We start from the raw sequence: 21,035 nt of genomic DNA on the forward strand, positions 1-21,035 counted from the left end.
CTCGGTGTGCCTGGGGTGCCCACAGGGGTGAAAGTTACGCATGTTGTGCGAGTTGCCGGTGTTGCGGCTGGTGCGCGATCTGTCCACAGTGGCACAGTGAGTTCGCTGTCCCCGCTGTTCAGGGGACCGCGCGTCGGCGCGAAGGAGGGTTTGCGGCGTGAGTGGGGTGGCCGGTACCGGGCTTCGTATCGTCGCGGCGTCACTGTTGCTCGTAGTGAGCATGGGCGCGGGCACAGCGGTCGCCGTCCCGCCACCGCCGCCGAACCCCAGCGACTCCGAGCTGGGCGCCAGCAAGGCCGACGCACGGGAGAAGGCCACGAAGGTCGGCAGGCTCACCAACCAGGTCGCGCAGGCGGAGGCCCAGCTCACGCAGCTGCAGGCCGAGGTGGCGCTGAAGATGGAGGACGCCAACCGCGCCCTCGTCGACCTGCAGGCGGCGGAGGACGAGGCCGCCAAGGCGAAGGTGGACGCCGACGCGGCGAAGGTGGCGGCCGACACCGCGTCGTCCGACGTGGACCTCGCCCGCGAGCAGCTCGACCAGTTCGCCGCGGGCAGCTACAAGCAGGGCTCGGCGGTCGGCTCGATGTCCGCCTACATCGGCTCGAAGAGCCCGGATGACCTGCTCCAGCGCGCGCAGCTGCTGGAGGCGGTCGGCAAGAGCAGGCTCGACGCACTGGACGCCATGGAGGTGGCCAGGACCGACAAGGCCAACAAGGACTCCGCCGCGCGCAAGGCGCTCGACCTCGCGAACCAGAAGCAGGTGGCGGCACAGGCTGCCAAGCAGGCGGCCGACGCCGCCACCGCCGACGCGCAGCAGGCGCGGCTCGACCAGGCAGCGGCCACCGCCCGGCTCGAGTCGCAGAAGAGTGCCGCGGAGGCACAGCTCACCGCGGCACAGGCCAACGCGTCGGGCCTGTCGAACCAGCGGCAGCGCTACCTCGACTGGCTAGCCGTCAAGCAGGCGGAGGAAGCCGCGCAGACCCGCCCGTCCGGTGGCGGCGGTGGTGGTGGCGGCGGGGGAGTGGCCCTGCCACCGGCGTCCGGCGGTGTCCGGGCGGTGATCAACCGCGCGATGTCGCAGCTCGGCGTCCCGTACGCCTGGGGCGGCGGCAACGCCCACGGCCCGACCAGGGGCATCCGCGACGGCGGCGTCGCAGACGCGCACGGCGACTACAACAAGGTCGGCTTCGACTGCTCCGGCCTGATGATCTACGCGTTCGCCGCGGTCGGGAAGCGGCTACCGCACTACAGCGGCTACCAGGCGAACGCGGGCAGGCGGGTGCCGCTGTCCCAGAAGGCCCCCGGCGACATGCTGTTCTGGTCGACGCGCGGACGCATCCACCACGTCGCCCTCTACATCGGCAACGGCCAGATGATCGAGGCGCCGTACTCGGGCTCCCGCGTCCGGATCACCTCCGTCCGCTACGGCGGCATCGTCGGCTACGCGACCAGACTGCTCTGACGCCGGTCACACCGGGGTGAGCCCGCCCGCACCGCGAAACCGGCCGGATCGCCCAGGTCAGCGGCCGCCCTTCGCGGGCAGTGTCCTGGCGAAGGCGACGCCGCGGGCCACCCACTGCCCGACCCAGTCGTCATCGTCGGCCGTGGCGGCCACGTGCAGCCAGCCGCGCCTCGGCCGGCCTGCCAGCACCATCGGGGTGACCCGGTCGTCGCCGGCCAGCGCGTCGGACTCGGGTGGGGGCACGCGGACCAGCAGACCGCCCTTGTTGCCGGCCGCGACGGACAGGTTGCCGTTGATCAGGAACGCGAGGCCGCCGAACATGCGCCGCTCGTCGACCCCGTGTTCGGCGGCGACCAGCTCGCGGATCCGGTCGGCCAGATCGGTGTCGTACGCCATGGCCGGAGTATGCCCCCGCCCACCGGCGGTCCTGGGCAGTTCACAGCCGTCACACCGCTCGTCCGGTTGCCTAGTAACCGGAGAAATGACGCTTCACGAGGAGGTTGGTCAGTGACCGAGCCGGCGGAGTCGGTGAACGGATCGGCGGGCGACGCGCCCGCCAGCACCCCGGCGCGGGACGCTCAGCTCCTCGAACGCACCGTGTTCGAGGTCAAGCGGGTCATCGTGGGTCAGGATCGGCTGGTCGAGCGGATGCTCGTCGGCCTGCTGTCCAAGGGGCACCTGCTCCTCGAGGGGGTGCCGGGGGTCGCGAAGACCCTGGCGGTCGAGACCTTCGCGAAGGTCGTCGGCGGTTCGTTCACGCGTGTGCAGTTCACCCCGGACCTGGTGCCGGCCGACATCCTCGGCACCCGGATCTACCGGCAGGGCGCCGAGAAGTTCGACGTCGAGCTCGGGCCGGTCGTCGCGAACTTCGTGCTCGCCGACGAGATCAACCGCGCGCCGGCGAAGGTGCAGTCGGCGATGCTGGAGGTGATGGCCGAGCGGCACGTGTCGATCGGCGGCCAGACCTTCCCGATGCCCGACCCGTTCCTCGTGCTGGCCACGCAGAACCCCATCGAGAACGAGGGCGTGTACCCGCTGCCGGAGGCGCAGCGCGACCGGTTCCTCTTCAAGATCATCGTCGACTACCCGACGGCCGAGGAGGAGCGCGAGATCGTCTACCGGATGGGCGTGACCCCGCCGGAGCCCCAGCAGGTGCTGAGCCCGGCCGAGCTGGTCCGGCTCCAGGACGTCGCCGCGCGGGTCTTCGTGCACCACGCGCTCGTCGACTACACCGTGCGCGTGGTCCTCGCGACCCGCACCCCGGCCGAGCACGGCCTGCAGGACGTCGCGGGCTGGGTGGCTTACGGCGCGTCGCCGCGCGCCAGCCTCGGCATCGTCTCCGCGTCCCGCGCGCTGGCCCTGATCCGCGGTCGCGACTACGTGCTGCCGCAGGACGTCGTGGACGTGGTGCCGGACGTGCTGCGCCACCGCCTCGTGCTGTCCTACGACGCGCTCGCCGACGGGGTGCCGGTCGACCACATCGTGTCCCGCGTGCTGCAGACCGTGCCGTTGCCGCAGGTCTCCGCCCGCCCGCAGTCGGGCGGGGTGCAGCCACCGCCGGTCGGGGTGGGCCGCTAGTCGTGGGCGAGAGGGAACCGGGGAAACAGTGAGCAGGGAGAAGGAGCGGCCGTCGTGGGCACCGCCGATCCTGCACGGGGACCGGATGGAGCACGGGCTGCGGCTGCTCGAACTGGACGTGCGCCGCAGACTCGACGGGCTGCTCCAGGGCAACCACCTCGGGCTCGTGCCGGGGCCGGGCTCCGAGCCGGGGGAGGCCCGCGTCTACCAGCCCGGCGACGACGTGCGCCGGATGGACTGGGCGGTCACCGCGCGCACGACCGAGCCGCACATCCGCGAGACGGTCGCCGACCGCGAGCTGGAGACGTGGCTGGTGGCCGATTTGTCCGCGAGCCTCGACTTCGGCACCGCCGCGTGTGAGAAGCGGGACCTCGTGGTCGCCGCGACCGCCGCGATCGCGCACCTGACCGGCGGTGGCGGCAACCGGATCGGCGCGATCATCGGCACCGGCGAGAGGACCACCAGGGTGCCTGCCCGTGGTGGGCTCGCGCACGCCCGCGGCCTGGTCCGCAAGGTCGCCGAGACCCCCCGCGCGCCAGAGGGCACCAGGGGTGACCTGCGGGACGCACTGGAACAGCTGCGCCGCCCGCCGCGCCGCAGGGGACTCGCCGTGGTGGTCTCCGACTTCCTCGGCGACATCGACTGGCAGCGGCCGCTGCGCGGTCTGTCCACCCGGCACGAGCTGATCGCGATCGAGGTGCTCGACCCGCGCGACGTCGACCTGCCCGAGGTGGGCACCGTGGTGCTGTCCGACCCGGAGTCGGGCCGCCAGCGCGAGGTGCACGCCTCCGCGTTGCTGCGCAGGGAGTTCGCCGCGGCGGCCGCCGAGCACCGGGCCCGGGTCGCGGCCGCGATCCGCGGCGCCGGCGCCGGGCACCTGGTGCTGCGCACCGACTCGGACTGGATCGCCGACACCGTACGTTTCGTCGTCGCCCGCAAGCGACGGTGGTCAGGGGGAGGAGTGGCCTGATGCTCGGTCTCAGCTTCGGCGGTTTCACCGCGCCATGGTGGTTCCTGCTGCTGATCCTGGTCGCGGCGATCGTCGCCGGGTACGTCATGGTCCAGCGGATGCGGCGCAAGCGCACGATGCGGTTCACCAACCTGGAGCTGCTGGAGAAGGTCGCGCCGAAGCGGCTGGGCTGGATCCGGCACCTCCCGCCCGTGGTGCTGGTGATCGCGCTGATGCTGCTGACCACGGCGATGGCGGGCCCGACCGACACGCAGCGCGTCCCGCGCAACCGGGCGACGGTGATGCTGGTGATCGACGTGTCGCTGTCCATGGAGGCGACGGACGTGCCGCCGACCCGGCTGCGTGCCGCCCAGGACGCGGCGAAGGACTTCGCGAACGGCCTCACCCCCGGCATCAACCTGGGCCTGATCTCGTTCGCGGGCACCGCGAGCGTGATGGTGTCGCCGACGACCGACCGCACGAGCGTCTCGAAGGCCATCGACAACCTGAAGCTCGCCGAGTCGACCGCGACCGGCGAGGCGATCTTCGCCGCGTTGCAGTCGATCGAGGGCTTCGCGCAGATCGTCGGCGGCGCGACCGGCGCGCCACCGGCCCGCATCGTGCTGATGACGGACGGGAAGCAGACCGTCCCGACCGACGACGGCGACGACCCGAGAGGCGCGTTCACCGCGGCGCGGGCGGCCAAGGACCAGAAGATCCCGGTGTCGACGATCTCGTTCGGCACCGGCGACGGCGCGGTCACGATCGACGGCAAGAGCCAGCCGGTGCCGGTGGACGACGAGTCCATGAAGGAGATCGCGGAGCTCTCCGGCGGCGAGTTCTACAAGGCCGCCACCGCCGACCAGTTGCACCGGGTGTACGACACGCTCGGGGAACAGATCGGGTACGAGACCAAGAACGCGGACGCGAGCAGACCGTGGCTGATGCTCGGCACCCTCGCCGCTCTGGTCGCCGCGGGCAGCGCACTGTTCATCGGGCAGCGCCTGCCATGACGGTGGTCCCGCCGACACCTTCGTGGAGTCGGCGGGACCAGGGAACGGGGAACGGATAGCCTTGCGTGCGGACGTGGCGGTGGTACGCGCAAGGAGTTCACGGTGGGTCGTTCAGTACTGGTAACCGGTGGCAACCGGGGGATCGGCCTGGCGATCGCCAGGGCGTTCGCCGCGCAGGGCGACGACGTCGCGGTGACCTACCGGGGCAAGCCGCCACCGGAGGACCTGTTCGGGGTGCGGTGCGACGTCACCGACACCGAGCAGGTGGACGCGGCGTTCACGGAGATCGAGGCGAAGCACGGCCCGGTCGAGGTGCTGGTCGCCAACGCGGGCATCACCGACGACACACTGCTGATGCGGATGACCGAGGAGCAGTTCACCAGCGTCCTCGACGCCAACCTGACCGGCGCGTTCCGCGTCGCGAAGCGCGCGGCCCGCGCCATGCTCAAGGCCCGCTGGGGCCGGATGGTGTTCATCTCGTCGGTGGTCGGCATGGCGGGCAGTCCTGGTCAGGTGAACTACGCGGCCAGCAAGGCGGGCCTGATCGGCGTGGCCCGCTCGATCACCCGTGAGCTCGGCGGCCGCAACATCACCGCGAACGTGATCGCGCCCGGCTTCATCGCGACCGACATGACCGACGCGGTCACCGAGGACCGCAAGAAGTCGATCCTCGCGAGCGTCCCGGCCGGCCGCTACGGGCAGGTGGACGAGGTGGCCGCCGCGGTCACGTTCCTCGCCTCCGACGCCGCCGCGTACGTCAACGGCGCGGTCCTGCCGGTCGACGGCGGCCTCGGTATGGGGCACTGACAGACTGAGGTTCCAACGGATCTGATCAGCCCTGATGTTCGCTCCGCAAGCTCCGCTCAGTCCTGATGTTCGCTCCGCAAGCTCCGCTCAGTCCTGATGTTCGCTCCGCAAGCTCCGCTCAGTCCTGATGTTCGCTCCGCAAGCTCCGCTCAGTCCTGATGTTCGCTCCGCAAGCTCCGCTCAGCCAGGAGGACGGTTTCGTGCCCGGTCTGCTCGAAGGCAAGCGCCTGCTCATCACCGGTGTCATCACCGACGCGTCGATCGCGTTCCACGCGGCCAAGGCCGCGCAGGAACAGGGTGCGACGGTCGTGCTGACCGGCTTCGGCCGGATGAGCCTCGTGGAGCGGATCGCGAAGCGGCTACCGCAGGCCGCGCCGGTGATCGAGCTGGACGTGCAGGACAACGAGCACCTCGACACGCTGGCCGACCGGGTCCGGGAGCACGTGGACGGACTCGACGGCGTGCTGCACTCGATCGGATTCGCCCCGCAGACCTGCCTGGGCACACCGTTCCTGGACGCGCCGCGCGAGGACGTCTCGGTCGCGATCGAGGTGTCGGCGTACTCGTTCAAGTCGCTGGCCGTCGCGTGCCTGCCGCTGATGGGGCCGGGTGGCTCGATCGTCGGCATGGACTTCGACGCGCGCGTCGCGTGGCCCGCCTACAACTGGATGGGCGTCGCGAAGGCCGCGCTCGAGTCGGTGAACCGGTACCTGGCCCGGGACCTCGGGCCGAAGGGGATCCGGGTGAACCTGGTGGCCGCGGGACCGGTGAAGACGATGGCCGCCAAGTCGATCCCCGGCTTCGGCGAGCTGGAGGACGGCTGGGGCGACCGCGCGCCGCTCGGCTGGGACGCCGAGGACGCAACCCCGGTCGCGAAGACGATCTGCGCGGTGCTGTCGGACTGGCTGCCCGCCACGACCGGCTCGATGATCATGGTCGACGGCGGAGTGCACGCGACGGGCCAGTAGTTTCGTGAAGCGGACCCTGCGGAGCGAGGATCATGCCTGACGCGTTGCTGTGGCTGTCGTTCGGCGGGCCCGAGAAGCCCGCGGACGTGCGACCGTTCCTGGAGAACGTGACCAGGGGACGCGGGGTGCCGCCGGAGCGGCTCGACGAGGTCGAGCAGCACTACCTCGGGTTCGGCGGCGTGTCCCCGATCAACGCGCTGAACCGTGCCGCGATCGAGGCCGTCGAGGCGGAGCTGGCCGCGCTGGGCATCGACCTGCCGGTGTACTTCGGCAACCGCAACTGGCACCCGATGGTGGAGGACACCGTCGCCGCGATGGCCCGGGACGGCGTCACCTCGGCGCTGGTGTTCCCGACCAGTGCCTACGGCGGGTACTCGGCGTGCAGGCAGTACGACGAGGACATCCTGCGTGCGCGTGCCGCCGTGGGGGAGGGCGCGCCGGAGCTGACGAAGCTGCGGCAGTTCTTCGACCACCCGCTGTTCGTCTCGGCGTTCGCGGACGCGGTCCGGGCCGCTGCCGAGCAGATCGACGGCGAGTACCGGCTCGTGTTCACCGCCCATTCGGTGCCGATCTCGGCCGACCAGGCCGCGGGCCCGCCCGAGTCCGGTGGGCACCGGTACTCGAAGCAGGTGGCGGAGGCGGCCTGGCTGGTCGCGGCCGACCTGGGGGCCGGGGAGTACGACGTGGTGTGGCAGTCCCGGTCTGGGCCGCCGCGGGTGCCGTGGCTGGAGCCGGACATCCTCGACCACCTGGATGCCCTGCACGCCAAGGGGGTGCCCGCCGTGGTCCTGTGCCCGGTCGGGTTCGTGAGCGACCACCTCGAGGTCGTGTGGGACCTGGACAGGGAGGCCAGGGACAAGGCGAGGGAGCTGGGCATGGGCTTCGCCCGTGCGGCGGCACCGAGCAGCGACCCGAGGTTCGCGCGACTGGTGGTGGAGCTGGTGCGGGAGCACCTGTCGGACGCACCGGCGCGGAAGCTGTCGGACTTCCCGGTGGCGGGCCGCACGGTCAACGGCGCACCGTGTGCCGTCGGGTGCTGTGAGCCGCCTCAGCGCTCGCGGAGGTAGGCCTCGCCGCGTGGGGAGAGGCGGTAGCCGACCTCCAGGCTCAGTGTCAGGCCGAGGTTCTTGAGCTTGCGCACGTCCACTTTGAACGGGGGCGTCTCGCGGCCCAGTCCGGCCGCGAGGTCGCCTGCCCGGACGGCGGGCCTGCGCCGGATGGCGTCGAGCGTCGCCGCGGTCCACGGGCCGTGGTTGCTCGCGCGGTCCAGTCGTTCCAGGCGCAGCGCGATCTCCGCGACGTCCTCAGTGGACAGTTCAGCGGCCGCGGCGAGCGCGGTGCGCGGATCCTCGTCCTCGGCCAGGCGCAGACGCAGCAGGAACACCGGATCCCCGGGCGTGCCACGCAGATCCGCCACCGCCGCGGCCACGGACGGGTAACCCGCGGCGCGCGCGTCGGCGCTGCGGATGCGGCTCGGCGCCACCTCGGTCACCTCGGCCACGACGACGCGCCCGGCCGCGGTCCGGTAGGTGTTCCCCGCGGTGACCTGCCGTCGTTTCCAGCGGCGGAACATCACCGTGATGGAGCCGTCCCGAATCCCTTGGTGCAACCGCTGCTCGATGAGCATGGCCTCGCTCCGCGACCCTTGACCCGGCCTACCCGCTCAGTGGGCATCGGAGACGTCGAGCGCGCGGACCGCGTCGGCGACCGCCGCGCAGCGGGCCAGGCGGACGGCCTGGAACAGCGGGCGCAGGGCCTCGGCACGCTTGTGCGCCGCCGACGCGGACAACGCGCCGCCCGGCTCGTCCTCCATCGCCAGCTCCAGGATCGCCGCCACCTCGGCCGCGCGCTGCAGCACCCGCAGCGCGCGCTGCGGCATGCCATCGGGCCACCGCGCGCCCGTGCGCTCGGCGATGCGGGCCTGTAGCTCCTCACGCACACCCGCGCGCTGCTTGGCCACGCCGAGCTCGATGAGCATGCCCGCCGCGACGCGCATGGCGCCGGTCAGCTCGTGCTCAGCCTCGCCGATCGGGATGTTCGGGGTCGGGGTGGTGCGCTCGATCTCGTAGACGGTCCAGCGGATGATGCCGGTGTCGACCTTCTTGCCGAGCTTCTCGGGCACGGCGCCGAGCCCGTTCAGCACCACCGCCTCGCCTGCGCGTAACGCGTGGGCGGCGAACTGGCCCGCCCCGCCGAGACCGCGCACGTCACCGGGGACCGGCATCACGAGCTCCGCGGTCACCGCGCCGGACCGGCGCAGTGCCGCGAGCAACGCGGCGGGGGACCCGCCTGCCGTGCCACGGAGGGGAATCTCGAGGGTGGTGGCGAGCCGCTCGTCCGCGGCGACCACCTCATGGAACTCGGCCCAGTCCTGCAGGGCGTCGAGCACATCGTCCGCGGCGGCGGCGCCACTCAGCCAAGCCGAGCTCCACACCGCCAAAGTCGCGCTGGGGGATGACACGGGGAGAAGATTACGCGACGATGGTCGGCTGTTCCCCGGGTGGTTGTTCAGCGCCTCGACGGCTCGCCGAGACGGTCCTTGAGCAGGTCCCGGAAACCGTCGAGATCCTCCTGCGCGCCGAAGGCCCGGCCCGGCACCGGGAACAGCGCCGACTCGCCCGTACGCAGCACGAAGTTGTGCTTGGTCTCCACCCAGCCGTCGATGGTCTGCCACCGCAGGTCGGTGTAGGCGGTGCCGTCGATCGTCATCATCCGCAGCGACTGGTCGTCCACCGTCGCCGTCACGGTCGCCGCCGCCACCGGGTTGCGGCGGAACTGGGTCCGCACGCCGAGCACCGGCAGCGCCACGATGATCGCCGCGCAGACCAGCCCGAATCCGCCGGGGATCGGCTGGCCCGCGATCAGCAGCACCACCGCCAGCGCGGCCAGCGCCAGCGCGAACCACGGCGCCCACCGGTAGATCGGGTAGACCGCGCGCAGCGCGTCGTTCCAGTCCGACGGCGCGGGATCCCATCTCAGCTCGAGCGCCATCGGGTGTGATCCTCCAGGTCGGGTGGTGCGGCGGCAGCAGCCAGGCTAGAGGATTGATTCCGTGTGAGTGGGCGGTCGGTCGTCGTGTGCTGGTCGCGTCGGATCGGCCCGGTGCGTTGCCTGGTTCCGGTTGGCGTTGTGGGTTTGTCCTCGCCGGACGGGCAGGTCTCGGGAGCCCCTCTGGACCGCGTGGCAATGCCCTGAAAGGCGCGTTCAGGGCGCTGGGCGCCCTGAACGGCCCATTGACGGCACTGGGCCAACCACCCCGCTGTCCGCGGGTGTCGCCGGGTCGCGATTCCGGGGAGGTGGACCGGTGGGCCGGCGGCTGGAGTCACTCCACGTCGACTGATCGGCCGAACGTGCGTAGCGTCGTAACGGTGACAGGCGCTGTTCCCACCCCACCCGAGAACCTCCCGCGCACCGCGGGCGAACTGCGCGCGGCAGGACACCTGCCGCGCGGCGTGAAGACCGAGATCCGTGACAACCTGCTGGCCGCGTTGCGCGCGGGGCGCGACCCGTGGCCCGGCATCGTCGGGTTCGGCAAGACCGTCGTGCCGCAGCTGGAGCGCGCGCTCATCGCGGGTCACGACGTCGTGCTGCTCGGTGAGCGCGGCCAGGGCAAGACCCGGCTGCTGCGCACCATGGTCGGCCTGCTCGACGAGTGGACGCCCGTGATCGAGGGCTCGGAGCTGGGTGAGCACCCGCTCGACCCGATCACGCCGGAGTCGCGCAGGCGCGCGGCGGAGCTGGGCGACGATCTGCCGGTCGCGTGGCGGCACCGGTCGCAGCGGTACGCCGAGAAGCTCGCCACCCCGGACACGTCCGTCGGCGACCTGATCGGCGACGTCGACCCGGTGAAGGTCGCGCAGGGCCGCACCCTCGGCGACCCCGAGACCATCCACTTCGGACTGGTGCCGAGGGCGCACCGCGGCATCGTCGCGATCAACGAGCTGCCGGACCTGGCGGAGCGGATCCAGGTGGCGCTGCTGAACGTCATGGAGGAGCGGGACATCCAGGTCCGCGGCTACACGCTGCGGCTGCCGCTCGACGTGCTGCTGGTCGCCACCTCCAACCCGGAGGACTACACCAACCGCGGCCGCATCATCACCCCGCTGAAGGACCGGTTCGGCGCCGAGGTGGTCACGCACTACCCGTTGTCCGTCGCCGCCGAGGTGGACGTGATCAAGCAGGAGGCGAGCCTGGTCGCCGAGGTCGGCGACGAGCTGCTCGAGGTGCTGGCCCGGTTCGTGCGCAACCTGCGTGAGTCGTCGGCGATCGACCAGCGCTCCGGGGTCTCCGCGCGGTTCGCCGTGGCCGCCGCCGAGACCGTCGCCGCCGCCGCGCTGCGCCGGTCCGCGCTGATCGACGAGCACCCGGCGGTGGCACGGCCCATCGACCTCGATTCGGTGCCCGCCGTGCTGCGCGGCAAGCTCGAGTTCGAGTCCGGCGAGGAGGGCCGCGAGACCGAGCACCTGACGCACCTGTTGCGCCGCGCGGTCGCCGAGACCGCCAAGGACCGGTTCGCGGGTCTCGACCTGCGGCCCCTGGTGGACGCGGTGGTCGACGGGCACCTGGTCGCCACCGGCGAGCGGGTGGCGGGTAGCGAGGTGCTCGAGGCACTGCCCGAGCTGCCGGTGCTGCACGAGGTCGCGGCCCGGCTGAACGTGTCGCCGAAGGACCACCCCGGCCGGATCGCGGCGGCCATCGAGCTGGCGCTCGAATCGCTGTACCTGCGGCGCAAGCTCGCGAAGGACTCCGACAGCAACGACGGCACCACGGTGTACGGGCCGTGAGCGGAGCTTGCGAGGGGGCGTTGTGACCCGCTTCACCTACGGCCGGTACTACGACGGTCCCGACCCGCTCGCGCCACCGGTGGACCTGCGGGACGCGCTCGACGCGATCGGGCGGGACGTCATGGACGGCCGGTCCCCCCGGTCCGCGCTGGAGGAGCTGCTCCGGCGCGGCACCGGGGAGACCGCCGGCCTGGACGAGCTGACCAGGAAGCTGTGGGAGAAGCGGTCGGGGATCCAGCGCCGCCACAACCTCGACGGGACGCTGCGGCAGGTGCGGCAGCTGCTCGACGAGGCGGTGGCGCAGGAGAAGACCGCGCTGTTCCCGGACCCGGACGACGACGCCCGGTTCCGGGAGGCACAGCTCGACGCGCTGCCATCGGGCACCGCCGCCGCGGTCCGGGAGCTGTCCGAGTACGACTGGCGGTCCGCTGCGGCACGCGAGAAGTACCGGCAGATTCGCGACCTGCTCGGCCAGGAGCTGATGGAGTCCCGGTTCCAGGGCATGAAGCAGGCCATGCAGCACATGAGCCAGGAGGACACCGAGCGGATCCGCGCGATGATGGCGGACCTGAACGACCTCCTGCTGGCCCACCTGCGAGGCGACGACACGACCCAGCAGTTCCAGGACTTCATGCGCGGGCACGGCGAGTTCTTCCCGGAGAACCCGCGCAACACCGAGGAGCTGGTCGACGCGCTCGCCGCCCGCGCGGCCGCCGCGCAGCGGATGATGAACTCGATGTCCGACCAGCAGCGGGCCGAGCTGTCGGAGCTGATGGCGTCCGCGTTGGGCGACCCCCGGCTGGTCGAGCAGGTGGCGACGCTCGACGCCAACCTGCGTGCGCTGCGCCCCGGCGAGGACTGGACCGGCTCGGCGCGGTTCCGGGGCAACCAGCCGCTGGGCATGGGCGAGGGCGCGGAGGCGATGGCCGACCTCGCCGAACTGGACGCGCTGGCCGAGCAGCTGTCGCAGTCCTACCCCGGTGCGCGGCTGGAGGACATCGACCTGGAGGCGCTGGAACGCCAGCTTGGCGACGAGGCCAGGGTGGACGCCCGGCGGCTCGCCGAGCTGGAACAGCAGCTGCGTGCGCAGGGGCTGCTCGAACGGGCCCCCGACGGGTCGCTTCGCCTGTCGCCAAAGGCGTTGCGGCGTCTCGGCCAGACAGCGCTGAAGGACGTGCTCGCCATGGCCCGGCGCACCGGGCAACGGGACTCGGCGCTGTCCGGGGCCGCCGGTGAGCCGACCGGCGCGACCAGGCCGTGGGAGTTCGGGGACACCGCGCCGTGGGACACCGCGCGGACGGTGCGCAACGCGGTGTCGCGGTCGGCAGGCGGCCCGGTGTCGCTGGACGTGGCCGACGTCGAGGTCGTGGAGACCGAGCAGCGCACCCGCGCCGCGGTCGCGCTGTGCGTCGACACGTCGTGGTCGATGGTGCAGGACGGGCGGTGGGTGCCGATGAAGCGCACCGCGCTCGCGCTGCACCAGCTGATCTCGACCCGGTTCCGCACGGACGCGTTGCAGCTCATCACGTTCGGGCGCCACGCGGCGTCGGTGGAGCTGCCGGAGCTGGTCGGGCTGGAGGGGGTGTGGGAGCAGGGCACGAACCTGCACCACGCGCTGCTCCTCGCCGGGCGGCACCTGCGCAAGCACGCGGACGCGCAGCCGGTGGTGCTGGTGGTGACCGACGGCGAGCCGACCGCGCACCTGGAACCGGACGGGGAGGCGGAGTTCTCGTACCCGCCGCTGCCGAGAACGCTGCGCAAGACGCTGGCCGAGGTGGACGCCCTGGCGAAGCTCGGCGCGTCGGTGACGGTCTTCATGCTGGGCGAGGACCCGCGCCTGGAACAGTTCGTCGACATGATCGCCCGCCGCAGCGGCGGGCGCGTGGTGGCCCCGGACCTCGACGGCCTCGGCGCCGCGGTGGTCGGCGACTACCTGCGGGGCCGCCGGGGCTAGTCCGCCATCGTGGCGGTCAGGTCGGGTACCTCGACCGTGATCACGAAGGAGCCGACCGGAGTCTCGGTGGCCGGGGTGGGGACCCTCGCGCGGCAGCAAACCGCCATTGATGCCGGGGCCCTCACCGGTGTTGACCGTCCAGTACGGGTTGGTGCCCCACTGTTCGATCGGTCAGCCGAACCCGTTCCCGTAGAAGGCTTTCGCCTGTTCGGGGTCGGTCGCGTGGATCTCGAAGTGCACGGGTCGGGCCATGGAACGCCTCCCTGCGGCCGCTCGGACGTGCCAGTCGGCGACCCGTTCGGGCGCGGCGGCAATCAGCGGGCGAGCACCGGCACGGTGCACGGCAGCCCGGCAACGGTGTGGGAACGCCGCGCGGGTCGATGTCCACGACCCGCGCGGCGTTCCCCACCTGCCCGCGCGATCATGCCGCGGTCACGTCACGACGTGATGTCCTTCGTGCGGAACCGGCGAGCGGCGAGCAGACCGAAGAACGCCCCGTACGCCACCGCCGAGAACGCGCCCGCCGCCATGTTCGACCAGTCGATGTCCGTCGAGATCAGGTCCGACCACGCGAAGGCGTAGTGCGTCGGCAGGTAGTTCCGCAGCCCCTCCAGCGCCGTGATCTGGTCCAGGATCGACGACAGGATCGCCACCAGCACCGTGCCGCCGACCGCGCCAAGCGGCGCGTCCGTCGACACCGTCAGGAACAGCGCCAGCCCGGCCACCCACAGCAGGTGCACCGCCAGGTACAGCACGGTGAACAGCAGCGCCATCATCGCGTCGGAGAACGGGATCGCGTCCCCGGTGGGGCTGACCGCCTCACCCGTGCCGTAGAAGATCACGCCGACGAGCAGCGCCACGGCGGGCAGCAGCGCGACCGCGAAGAACGACAGCAGGCCGGACGCGATCGCCTTCTGCCGCATCAGGCGGTGCCGGGGGACCGGCATGGCGAGCAGGTACTTCAGGCTCGACCACGACGCCTCACTGGCGATCGTGTCGCCGAAGAACAGCGCCACGATCATCGGCAGCAGGAAGCTCGACACCGCGAACAGCACGAACACCACGAAGTTCGGCGCGGACGAGGTCGCCAGGTCGACGAACCCACCGGACCGGTTGCCGCTCGTGTCCGTGCCGAACTCGAACGCCGCCCACAGGATCCACGGCAGCAGCACCAGGAACCCCAGCACCAGCTGCACCCGGCGCCGCCGCAGCTGGCGGACCAGCTCGACCCGCAGCCGCAGCGTCCGGCCCGCGCGGTAGCCCGTGACCGAGCCGTCCGCCTGCACACCCTGTTCCTCGTGCGACGCGGCCGCCGCGAGCTGCTCGATCGCCGCCTCGTCCGTGTGCACCGTGTCCAACCGCGTGTGCCGCTCCTCCGCTACCACGCCGTCTTCCCCCCTGCGCTGCCCGGTCGCTCGTGGCCGAGCTCCCTGCGCTGCTCGTCAGTCCGGACGGCGCGCGCTCCGTCGCTCTCACGCGCCTCGTTCACCTCGGTCACCGGGACGTCTCCTCTCCGACCAGCTGCAGGAACGCGTCCTCGAGCCTGCGCCGGGGGCCTGCCTGTTCCACCGCGACACCCGCGCCGACCAGCTTGGCCAGCGCCTCGGCGCGGGGCAGGCCGTCGAGGTCCGCGTGGACCTGGTTGCCGTCCACCTCGACGCCGTCCACGCCGTCCACCGCGCGCAGCACCTCGGCGGCCTCCGCCGGACGGTCCACCCGGAACGTCGCCTCGCCGCTGCCGCCGACGATCTCCTCGACCTCGCCAGACGCGACCAGCCTGCCCTGGTGCATGACCACCACGTGGTCACAGGTCTGCTCCACCTCGGCGAGCAGGTGCGAGGAGACCACCACGGTCCGGCCGGTCGACGCGTACCGCCGCAGCACGGCCCGCATCTGGTGGATCTGTGGCGGGTCCAGCCCGTTGGTCGGTTCGTCGAGCACCAGCAGGTCGGGCAGGCCGAGCATGGCCTGCGCGATCGCGAGCCGCTGCCGCATGCCCTGGCTGTAGGTCCGCACCCGCCGGTGCACCGCCTTGCCGAGGCCCGCGATCTCCAGGGCCTCCTCGATGTGCGCCCTGTCCGGCGGCCTGCCGGTCGCCGCCCAGTACAGCTCCAGGTTCTCCCGCCCGGACAGGTGCGGCAGGAACCCGGCGCCCTCGACGAACGAGCCGATCCGGGACAGCACCGGCGCACCGGAGTACACCTTGTGCCCGAACACCCGGATGTTGCCGTCGCTCGGCTGGATCAGGCCCATCAGCATCCGCAGCGACGTGGTCTTGCCCGCGCCGTTCGGCCCGAGGAGACCCAGCACCTGGCCGGCCTCGACGCGGAACGACAGGTCGTCGACCGCGGTCACGCCACCCGGGTACTTCTTCGACAGCCCCTCGATCACCAGCGGCACGTCCACCAGGCCGGGATCCAGGTCGGTCGACCGGCGCCTGCGGATCGCACCCCAGATCGCCGCGGCCACGACCAGGCCGAGCACCACCGCGATGCCGATCATCGGGCCGGCCGGCGGGCCGCTGTCCGAGCGCGTGCCGGACACGACCGGCGCCTCGACGGCCGTTCCGTCGACGACCGCCACCCGGTAGGCCGCCGCCTGCGTGGACGGCGCGTACGCCTGGTCGGTGGTGCTGACCACCAGCTCGATGGTCCGGTCGGTCTCGACGGGCCGGACGATGCCCGGCAGTGTCACGGTCACCTCGACCGGCGAGCCGTCCGCGGGCAGCGCCGGGATCCGGAACGGCGACACCGCGGAGCCCGGCAGGACCCGGACGCCGTCGGGACTCACGTCGTACAGCTTCGCGAACAGCACCGCGCCTTCCGTGGCCGGCGGCGCCGCGCCGGGGACCGCGGCCACCCGCAGCCGCACGGTGCTGGCCCCCGCGATCAGCAACTGCGAGTCCAGCGGCCTGCTCTGGAACCGCGCCGCCTGTCCCGGCAGGTCGATCGACACCCGGCCGACCAGCCGCGACGAGCTGCCGATGATCGAGCCGAGCCCCGGCAGGCTGCTCACCGACGCCGGGTTGCCGCCCGGCGGGTTGACGATCGTCTGCTCCTCGCCGAAGACCGGCACGCTCCTGCGCTCGGTCGCGGCGTTGCCGTCGAGGCCGGGGTAGGCGTCGGTGCTGACGGTCCGCACCGAAGGGGCGCCCTGCACCCGCAGCGCGCCCTGCACCGCGTACGACAGCCCCTCGCCGGGGTCGCTGCCCTGGCCGCGGAGGTGGAAGTCGAACCAGTCGGCGATCTCACCACGCAGTTCGGGGCCCGGCCGGCCGCCGTCGTGCCCGCCGGTGTACCAGACGACCTTCACCTTGCCGCCCGCCTCGGCGATCTGCCTGGCGTTGGCGTCGGCCTGGTCGAGACCGAACAGCGTGTCCTGCTCGCCCTGCACCAGCATCGTCGGCTGGGTGATGTTCTTGGTGACCTGCATGGGGGACACCGACCGCAGCAGTTCCACGGTCTGCTCGCTCGCCCGGCCGGTGGTCGCCACCTCGGCGTAGGCCGCGCAGAACTCGGGGCGGAACTTCCCGCACGGGTTCCCGCTCTGCTGCCCGGCGCCCGGCTGCCCGGCCGTCGCGGCACCCGCGGTCGCACCGTCGGCCCCACCGTCCGCACCGGCGCCGCTGTCGGTGTCGCCGTCGCCGCCCGCGTCGGTACCACCCGTGTTGCCCGACGGCAGGTCGATGTCGTCGTCCTCGTCGCCTTCCTCCACCGCGTCCGCTCTCGGGTCGGCGAGCCCGCCGCCGCCCGCGCCGGAGGCGAAGAAGATGCCGGCCCATGACCGCTTGAACACGCCGTCGTCTGCGAACGCGTTGGCCGCCGGCGTGCCGGGGACCGTGTCGCCGGTGGTGGCCGAGTTGGGCAGCAGCGCCTGGCTGAGGTCGTTGTAGGTGATCGAGGGCGCCAGCGCGTCGACGCGTTTGTCGGTGCCCGCGAGCAGCAGCGACAGCGAACCGCCGTAGGAGCCGCCGGTCACGCCGACCTTCGGGTCGCCGTCGCCGTCCTGGGTGACCTCGGGCTGTTCGCCGAGCCAGTCGACGAGCTTCGACGCGTCCGCGACCTCGTACCGGGGCGAGTTCAGCCCGATCTGCCCCTCGCTGCGGCCAAACCCGCGCGCGGAGTAGGCGAGCGCGACGAACCCGCGTTGCGCCAGCTCACGCGCGTCGCCGTCCACGCTCTCCTTCGAGCCGCCGAACCCGTGCGCCACGATGACCGCGGGCGCGGGTGTCTCCTCCGGCAGGTACAGCGTGGCGTCGAGCCGGACGGCGGCCGGGTCGCCTGGACCCTGGGCGCCGGTCAGCGTCAGCTCTCGGGTCTGGACCTGGGCCGGGTCGTCGCCACTGTTCAGCCAGACGAGGCCACCGGCGGCGGCGAGGACGGCGACCAGTCCGGCGGCGACCCACCGAGGTTGAGGACGTGGAATACGGGGCACGCTGAGCAACGTATTGGACGGTTCCTGAGAGGAGCTGAGAACCCCCGACCGTTTCGTCCGCATCGCCCGAATGTGATGTTCGACAACCCGGCCTGACTGGTGCGTTTCGATCGTGACCACCACAATGGCTGTGTTGGAGGGGAGTATTCCTTCGCGGCGGCGTCGTCAACACGGACCTGGGTAATAGGCAGGGCCCGGCGCCCCCGGCTGGCCATGTGGCCCGCGGAAGAGACCTCCGGTTGTCGGTAAGAACCGTTGAACCGGAGGTTCATTGGATGAGCGTTCCCGTGTGGATCTGGTTTGCCACCATCGGCGGCCTCCTCGTGCTACTTGCGATCGACCTGGTGATCGTCGACCGCAAGCCGCACGAGGTCGGTGTCGGTGAGGCGGCTCGCTGGGTCACCTTCTACGTCGCCTGCGCGGTGCTGTTCGGCATCGGCATCTGGATGTTCTCCGGCGGCACCCACGCAGGCGAGTACTTCGCGGGGTACATCACCGAGTACTCCCTCTCGGTGGACAACCTGTTCATCTTCCTGGTGATCATGTCGGCCTTCAAGGTGCCGTCCATCCACCAGCACAAGGTCCTGCTCGTCGGCATCCTGCTCGCGCTGGTCTTCCGGGGCATCTTCATCGCCATCGGCGCGGCGGCGATCTCCGAGTTCAGCTGGGTGTTCTACGTGTTCGGCGCGTTCCTCGTCTACACGGCGGTCAAGCTGTCCGGCTCGGGCATCGGCCACGACGACGGCGAGGACTACGAGGAGAACCGGGTCACGAAGCTGGCCCGCAAGCTCTTCCCCGTCACCGACGAATACCACCACTCGAAAGTGTTCACGAAGATCGACGGCAAGCGCTTCGCGACGCCGATGTTCATCGTGATGATCGCGATCGGCTCGGCGGACATCATGTTCGCGGTCGACTCGATCCCGGCCATCTTCGGCCTCACCAAGGAGCCGTTCCTGGTCTTCGCGGCCAACGCGTTCGCGCTGATGGGCCTCCGCCAGCTGTACTTCCTGCTCGGCGGCCTGCTGCGGCGCCTTGTCTACCTGTCGATCGGGCTCGCGGTCATCCTCGGCTTCATCGGCGTGAAGATGATCCTCGAGGCGCTCCACACCAACACGCTGTCGTTCATCAACGGCGGCGAGCACCTCAACGTGCCGACCATCGGCATCCCGCTGTCCCTGTCGGTGATCATCGGCGTCCTGTTCATCACCGCCGTCGCGAGCCTGATGAAGACCCGCAGGGACGGACGGAAGGCGGAGTCACCCTCGGCGATCGCCTCCGACATCGAACGGGGCGAGTTGACGGAGACCGACCGGCCGCCGCTCGAGGCCGGTGACACCGCCACCGACCGGACGACGGGCAGGTGACCGATCACGCCACCTCGACGAGGTCGCACCGCGCGTGCAACTCGGCCCAGGTGGCGTGGTGCCTGCCGTCCGCGGTGTGGTAGATCCCGTCGGCACCGGGCAGCCAGGTGCGCAACCAGGTGTCCCGGACGGCGGGCAGGTCGGCTGGGCCGGGGGTGTTCCCGATCCGGCCGACCAGCCACACACGCGGGCGGTTCGGCATGTTCTCGGGTCTTTCGGTTGACTCGTTCATCACGACCTCCTTGTGTGATGTGACTCACGAGCCGGCTCGATCCTTACGGTAAGTTCGCGGCGTCTTCGAAACACCCGGGGACGACCCGGATTCCACCGAGGGGCCACCCCGGCTCCACCCTCAGTTGAGTACGTAGTTGAGCGAGTCGCAGATGCGGGCCAGCGGCAGGTCGAGGCCCGGGTAGTCCAGCGGCAGCAGCACCTCCGGCGTCAGCGGCATCGCGTCGCCTGCCGGCGGGTCCCACAGGCAGACCGCCGGGTCGCCGGAGTCCATCGACGAGCGGTACCACAGCCCGTCGAGGTCTCCGAACGCGTCGCGGATCGCCCGCGCCCATGCCTGCGTGATGTCCTTCGGGCCGCTGGAGATCTCCTGCGACGCGCCTGCCCTGGTCGGCCAGAGGCCGCAGAGGTCGAGCAGTCGCAGCGGGCGGACCGGAGCGAACACGGCGAGGTGCGGCCGCCGCGTCGAGCGGTCCACGATGGACGAGGCCTGGAACACCTCGGCGATGGAGGTCCGCACGGACAGGCCGAAGTACAGCACGCCGTGCCCGGCCGCGGCGACCACGCCGCCGTTCGGGGGCGGCGGGTGCGGGTCGAACCTGGCGTGCGGCAGCGGACCGGTGTGGCGGAAGGTGTTCCACCGCTGTTGGTGCGCGCCCGCGGCGACGAACACCCGGACGAGCCGGGTGGAGGTCGGCAGCGCGACGACGTCCTCGTGCGGGCGCAGACGCGCGCGCAGCACGGCGGGCGAAGGGGGCAGGGGGAGTCGGGACACGTCAGGCAGGCGTCCCCAGTACCGAAACGAGCCGGGCGATCTTCTCCGGTGCCCCGCCTGCCATCAGCCACTCCCTCGGCGCCACCGGCGGATCGCCGAGCGCGGCCTGCGGCGTGGTCATGAACGCGGCCACCACCAGCGCGGGCTGGTCGGCCGGCACCTCGGCGAGCACGGTCGCGAGGCCGGGCAGGACGTCGTCGTCGGTGAACTGCCACACCGGCAGCCGCCAGCCGCCGCGGTCCTTCCATCCGACGAGTTGGCCCGCCGCGAGCCGGTGCCGGATCCGGCTGGCGTCGACGCCGATCCGTTCCGCCGCGCCGGCCACGGTCAGCGCGGTGTCGCGCAGGACCGCCTGCAGGGCGACCGTCCGGGCACGCACGTCCCGTTCGCCCCGCCGTTGCGGCGCGAGGTCCAGCCCCACCGAGGTGAGCGCGGTGCGCTGCTCGGCGGTGAAGTAGTCGGCCGGGCGCGGGTCGAGGGGGGAGAGCCGCTTGGCGGCGTCCTCGACCAGTGCGAGAAACTCGTCCGCCTCCACGCGCAGCCCGGCACGCGCAAGGGCGGACCGCAGAGCAGACATACCCTTCAGGCTAGCACGGCCGTGCGCGAACGTGCGCACGGCACCCGTGTGAGCGGTGGTGAGTGTGCCCCTTGACACGGTCCTGCCCCGCCCCTAGCGTCTCGGGTAATCGATTTCCCAGACGCTGAAGACTGGC

At 71.7% G+C, this 21,035-nt stretch carries 19 protein-coding genes; 10 read left to right on the forward strand and 9 right to left on the reverse strand.

Annotated features, from left to right (window positions below):
* The first annotated feature begins 220 nt into the window (after positions 1-220).
* Positions 221-1,462 (forward strand): NlpC/P60 family protein, encoded by a 1,242-nt coding sequence (locus tag ACFPCV_RS36335; RefSeq protein WP_378061931.1) that lies wholly within the window; start codon positions 221-223, stop codon positions 1,460-1,462.
* 57 nt (positions 1,463-1,519) lie between these two features.
* On the opposite strand, the gene ACFPCV_RS36340 is transcribed toward ACFPCV_RS36335, so the two are convergent.
* A complete protein-coding gene (locus ACFPCV_RS36340; protein WP_378061816.1) occupies positions 1,520-1,858 on the reverse strand; it encodes a TfoX/Sxy family protein in 339 nt (112 codons plus the stop codon).
* A gap of 111 nt (positions 1,859-1,969) precedes the next feature.
* Between ACFPCV_RS36340 and ACFPCV_RS36345 the strand changes: the two genes are divergently transcribed.
* The 6 genes from ACFPCV_RS36345 (at position 1,970) to ACFPCV_RS36370 (ending at position 7,844) form a co-directional block, all read left to right on the forward strand.
* Positions 1,970-3,040 carry an AAA family ATPase gene (locus tag ACFPCV_RS36345; RefSeq protein WP_378061817.1) on the forward strand — a complete coding sequence of 357 codons (1,071 nt, stop codon included), beginning with the start codon at positions 1,970-1,972 and terminating at the stop codon, positions 3,038-3,040.
* Positions 3,041-3,125: 85 nt separating this feature from the next.
* Complete coding sequence (locus ACFPCV_RS36350) at positions 3,126-4,010, forward strand: DUF58 domain-containing protein (RefSeq protein ID WP_378061933.1); 885 nt, start codon at positions 3,126-3,128, stop codon at positions 4,008-4,010.
* Positions 4,010-5,002 (forward strand): VWA domain-containing protein, encoded by a 993-nt coding sequence (locus tag ACFPCV_RS36355; RefSeq protein ID WP_378061818.1) that lies wholly within the window; start codon positions 4,010-4,012, stop codon positions 5,000-5,002. Before ACFPCV_RS36350 ends, ACFPCV_RS36355 begins: the two co-directional genes overlap by 1 nt.
* A 102-nt stretch (positions 5,003-5,104) precedes the next feature.
* On the forward strand, positions 5,105-5,809 hold the full coding sequence (fabG, locus tag ACFPCV_RS36360) for a 3-oxoacyl-ACP reductase FabG (RefSeq protein WP_378061819.1): 705 nt from the start codon (positions 5,105-5,107) through the stop codon (positions 5,807-5,809).
* Positions 5,810-6,009: 200 nt separating this feature from the next.
* The gene (fabI, locus tag ACFPCV_RS36365; protein WP_378061935.1) at positions 6,010-6,777 is read left to right on the forward strand and encodes an enoyl-ACP reductase FabI; all 768 of its coding nucleotides are present in this window, start codon (positions 6,010-6,012) and stop codon (positions 6,775-6,777) included.
* 32 nt (positions 6,778-6,809) lie between these two features.
* Positions 6,810-7,844: a ferrochelatase gene (locus ACFPCV_RS36370; protein WP_378061821.1), complete on the forward strand. Its 1,035-nt coding sequence runs from the start codon at positions 6,810-6,812 to the stop codon at positions 7,842-7,844.
* Here ACFPCV_RS36370 and ACFPCV_RS36375 read toward each other — a convergent pair.
* The 3 genes from ACFPCV_RS36375 to ACFPCV_RS36385 are packed head-to-tail and all read right to left on the reverse strand — an operon-like array spanning position 7,826 to position 9,768.
* Positions 7,826-8,404, reverse strand: coding sequence for a hypothetical protein (locus tag ACFPCV_RS36375; RefSeq protein WP_378061822.1), 579 nt, complete (start codon positions 8,402-8,404; stop codon positions 7,826-7,828). The two genes, ACFPCV_RS36370 and ACFPCV_RS36375, sit on opposite strands and share 19 nt — an antisense overlap.
* A 36-nt stretch (positions 8,405-8,440) precedes the next feature.
* Complete coding sequence (locus ACFPCV_RS36380; protein WP_378061823.1) at positions 8,441-9,238, reverse strand: hypothetical protein; 798 nt, start codon at positions 9,236-9,238, stop codon at positions 8,441-8,443.
* A 47-nt stretch (positions 9,239-9,285) separates the two neighbouring features.
* Positions 9,286-9,768, reverse strand: a complete 483-nt coding sequence (locus ACFPCV_RS36385) for a YcxB family protein (RefSeq protein ID WP_378061825.1) — start codon at positions 9,766-9,768, stop codon at positions 9,286-9,288.
* Between the two features lie 377 nt (positions 9,769-10,145).
* Here ACFPCV_RS36385 and ACFPCV_RS36390 point away from each other — a divergent pair, with 377 nt between their 5' ends.
* Positions 10,146-11,561 (forward strand): sigma 54-interacting transcriptional regulator, encoded by a 1,416-nt coding sequence (locus ACFPCV_RS36390; protein ID WP_378061827.1) that lies wholly within the window; start codon positions 10,146-10,148, stop codon positions 11,559-11,561.
* Between the two features lie 22 nt (positions 11,562-11,583).
* Positions 11,584-13,515 carry a vWA domain-containing protein gene (locus tag ACFPCV_RS36395; RefSeq protein WP_378061829.1) on the forward strand — a complete coding sequence of 644 codons (1,932 nt, stop codon included), beginning with the start codon at positions 11,584-11,586 and terminating at the stop codon, positions 13,513-13,515.
* Positions 13,516-13,952: 437 nt separating this feature from the next.
* On the opposite strand, the gene ACFPCV_RS36400 is transcribed toward ACFPCV_RS36395, so the two are convergent.
* The gene (locus tag ACFPCV_RS36400) at positions 13,953-14,900 is read right to left on the reverse strand and encodes an ABC transporter permease (protein WP_378061831.1); all 948 of its coding nucleotides are present in this window, start codon (positions 14,898-14,900) and stop codon (positions 13,953-13,955) included.
* Positions 14,901-15,009: 109 nt separating this feature from the next.
* Positions 15,010-18,012 carry an alpha/beta fold hydrolase gene (locus ACFPCV_RS36405; protein WP_378061832.1) on the reverse strand — a complete coding sequence of 1,001 codons (3,003 nt, stop codon included), beginning with the start codon at positions 18,010-18,012 and terminating at the stop codon, positions 15,010-15,012.
* Positions 18,013-18,224: 212 nt separating this feature from the next.
* Here ACFPCV_RS36405 and ACFPCV_RS36410 point away from each other — a divergent pair, with 212 nt between their 5' ends.
* The gene (locus ACFPCV_RS36410) at positions 18,225-19,316 is read left to right on the forward strand and encodes a TerC family protein (RefSeq protein ID WP_378061833.1); all 1,092 of its coding nucleotides are present in this window, start codon (positions 18,225-18,227) and stop codon (positions 19,314-19,316) included.
* A 4-nt stretch (positions 19,317-19,320) separates the two neighbouring features.
* Here the strand turns inward: ACFPCV_RS36410 and ACFPCV_RS36415 are convergent, their stop codons facing one another.
* The 3 genes from ACFPCV_RS36415 to ACFPCV_RS36425 all read right to left on the reverse strand — a co-directional run bounded on the left by ACFPCV_RS36415 (position 19,321) and on the right by ACFPCV_RS36425 (position 20,899).
* The gene (locus ACFPCV_RS36415; RefSeq protein WP_378061834.1) at positions 19,321-19,548 is read right to left on the reverse strand and encodes a hypothetical protein; all 228 of its coding nucleotides are present in this window, start codon (positions 19,546-19,548) and stop codon (positions 19,321-19,323) included.
* Between the two features lie 120 nt (positions 19,549-19,668).
* Positions 19,669-20,322 carry an RES family NAD+ phosphorylase gene (locus ACFPCV_RS36420; RefSeq protein ID WP_378061835.1) on the reverse strand — a complete coding sequence of 218 codons (654 nt, stop codon included), beginning with the start codon at positions 20,320-20,322 and terminating at the stop codon, positions 19,669-19,671.
* A 1-nt stretch (position 20,323) separates the two neighbouring features.
* Positions 20,324-20,899, reverse strand: coding sequence for a DNA-binding protein (locus tag ACFPCV_RS36425; RefSeq protein WP_378061836.1), 576 nt, complete (start codon positions 20,897-20,899; stop codon positions 20,324-20,326).
* Positions 20,900-21,035 lie beyond the last annotated feature (136 nt).

Source organism: Actinophytocola glycyrrhizae, assembly GCF_042653545.1.
GTDB lineage: Bacteria > Actinomycetota > Actinomycetes > Mycobacteriales > Pseudonocardiaceae > Actinophytocola > Actinophytocola glycyrrhizae.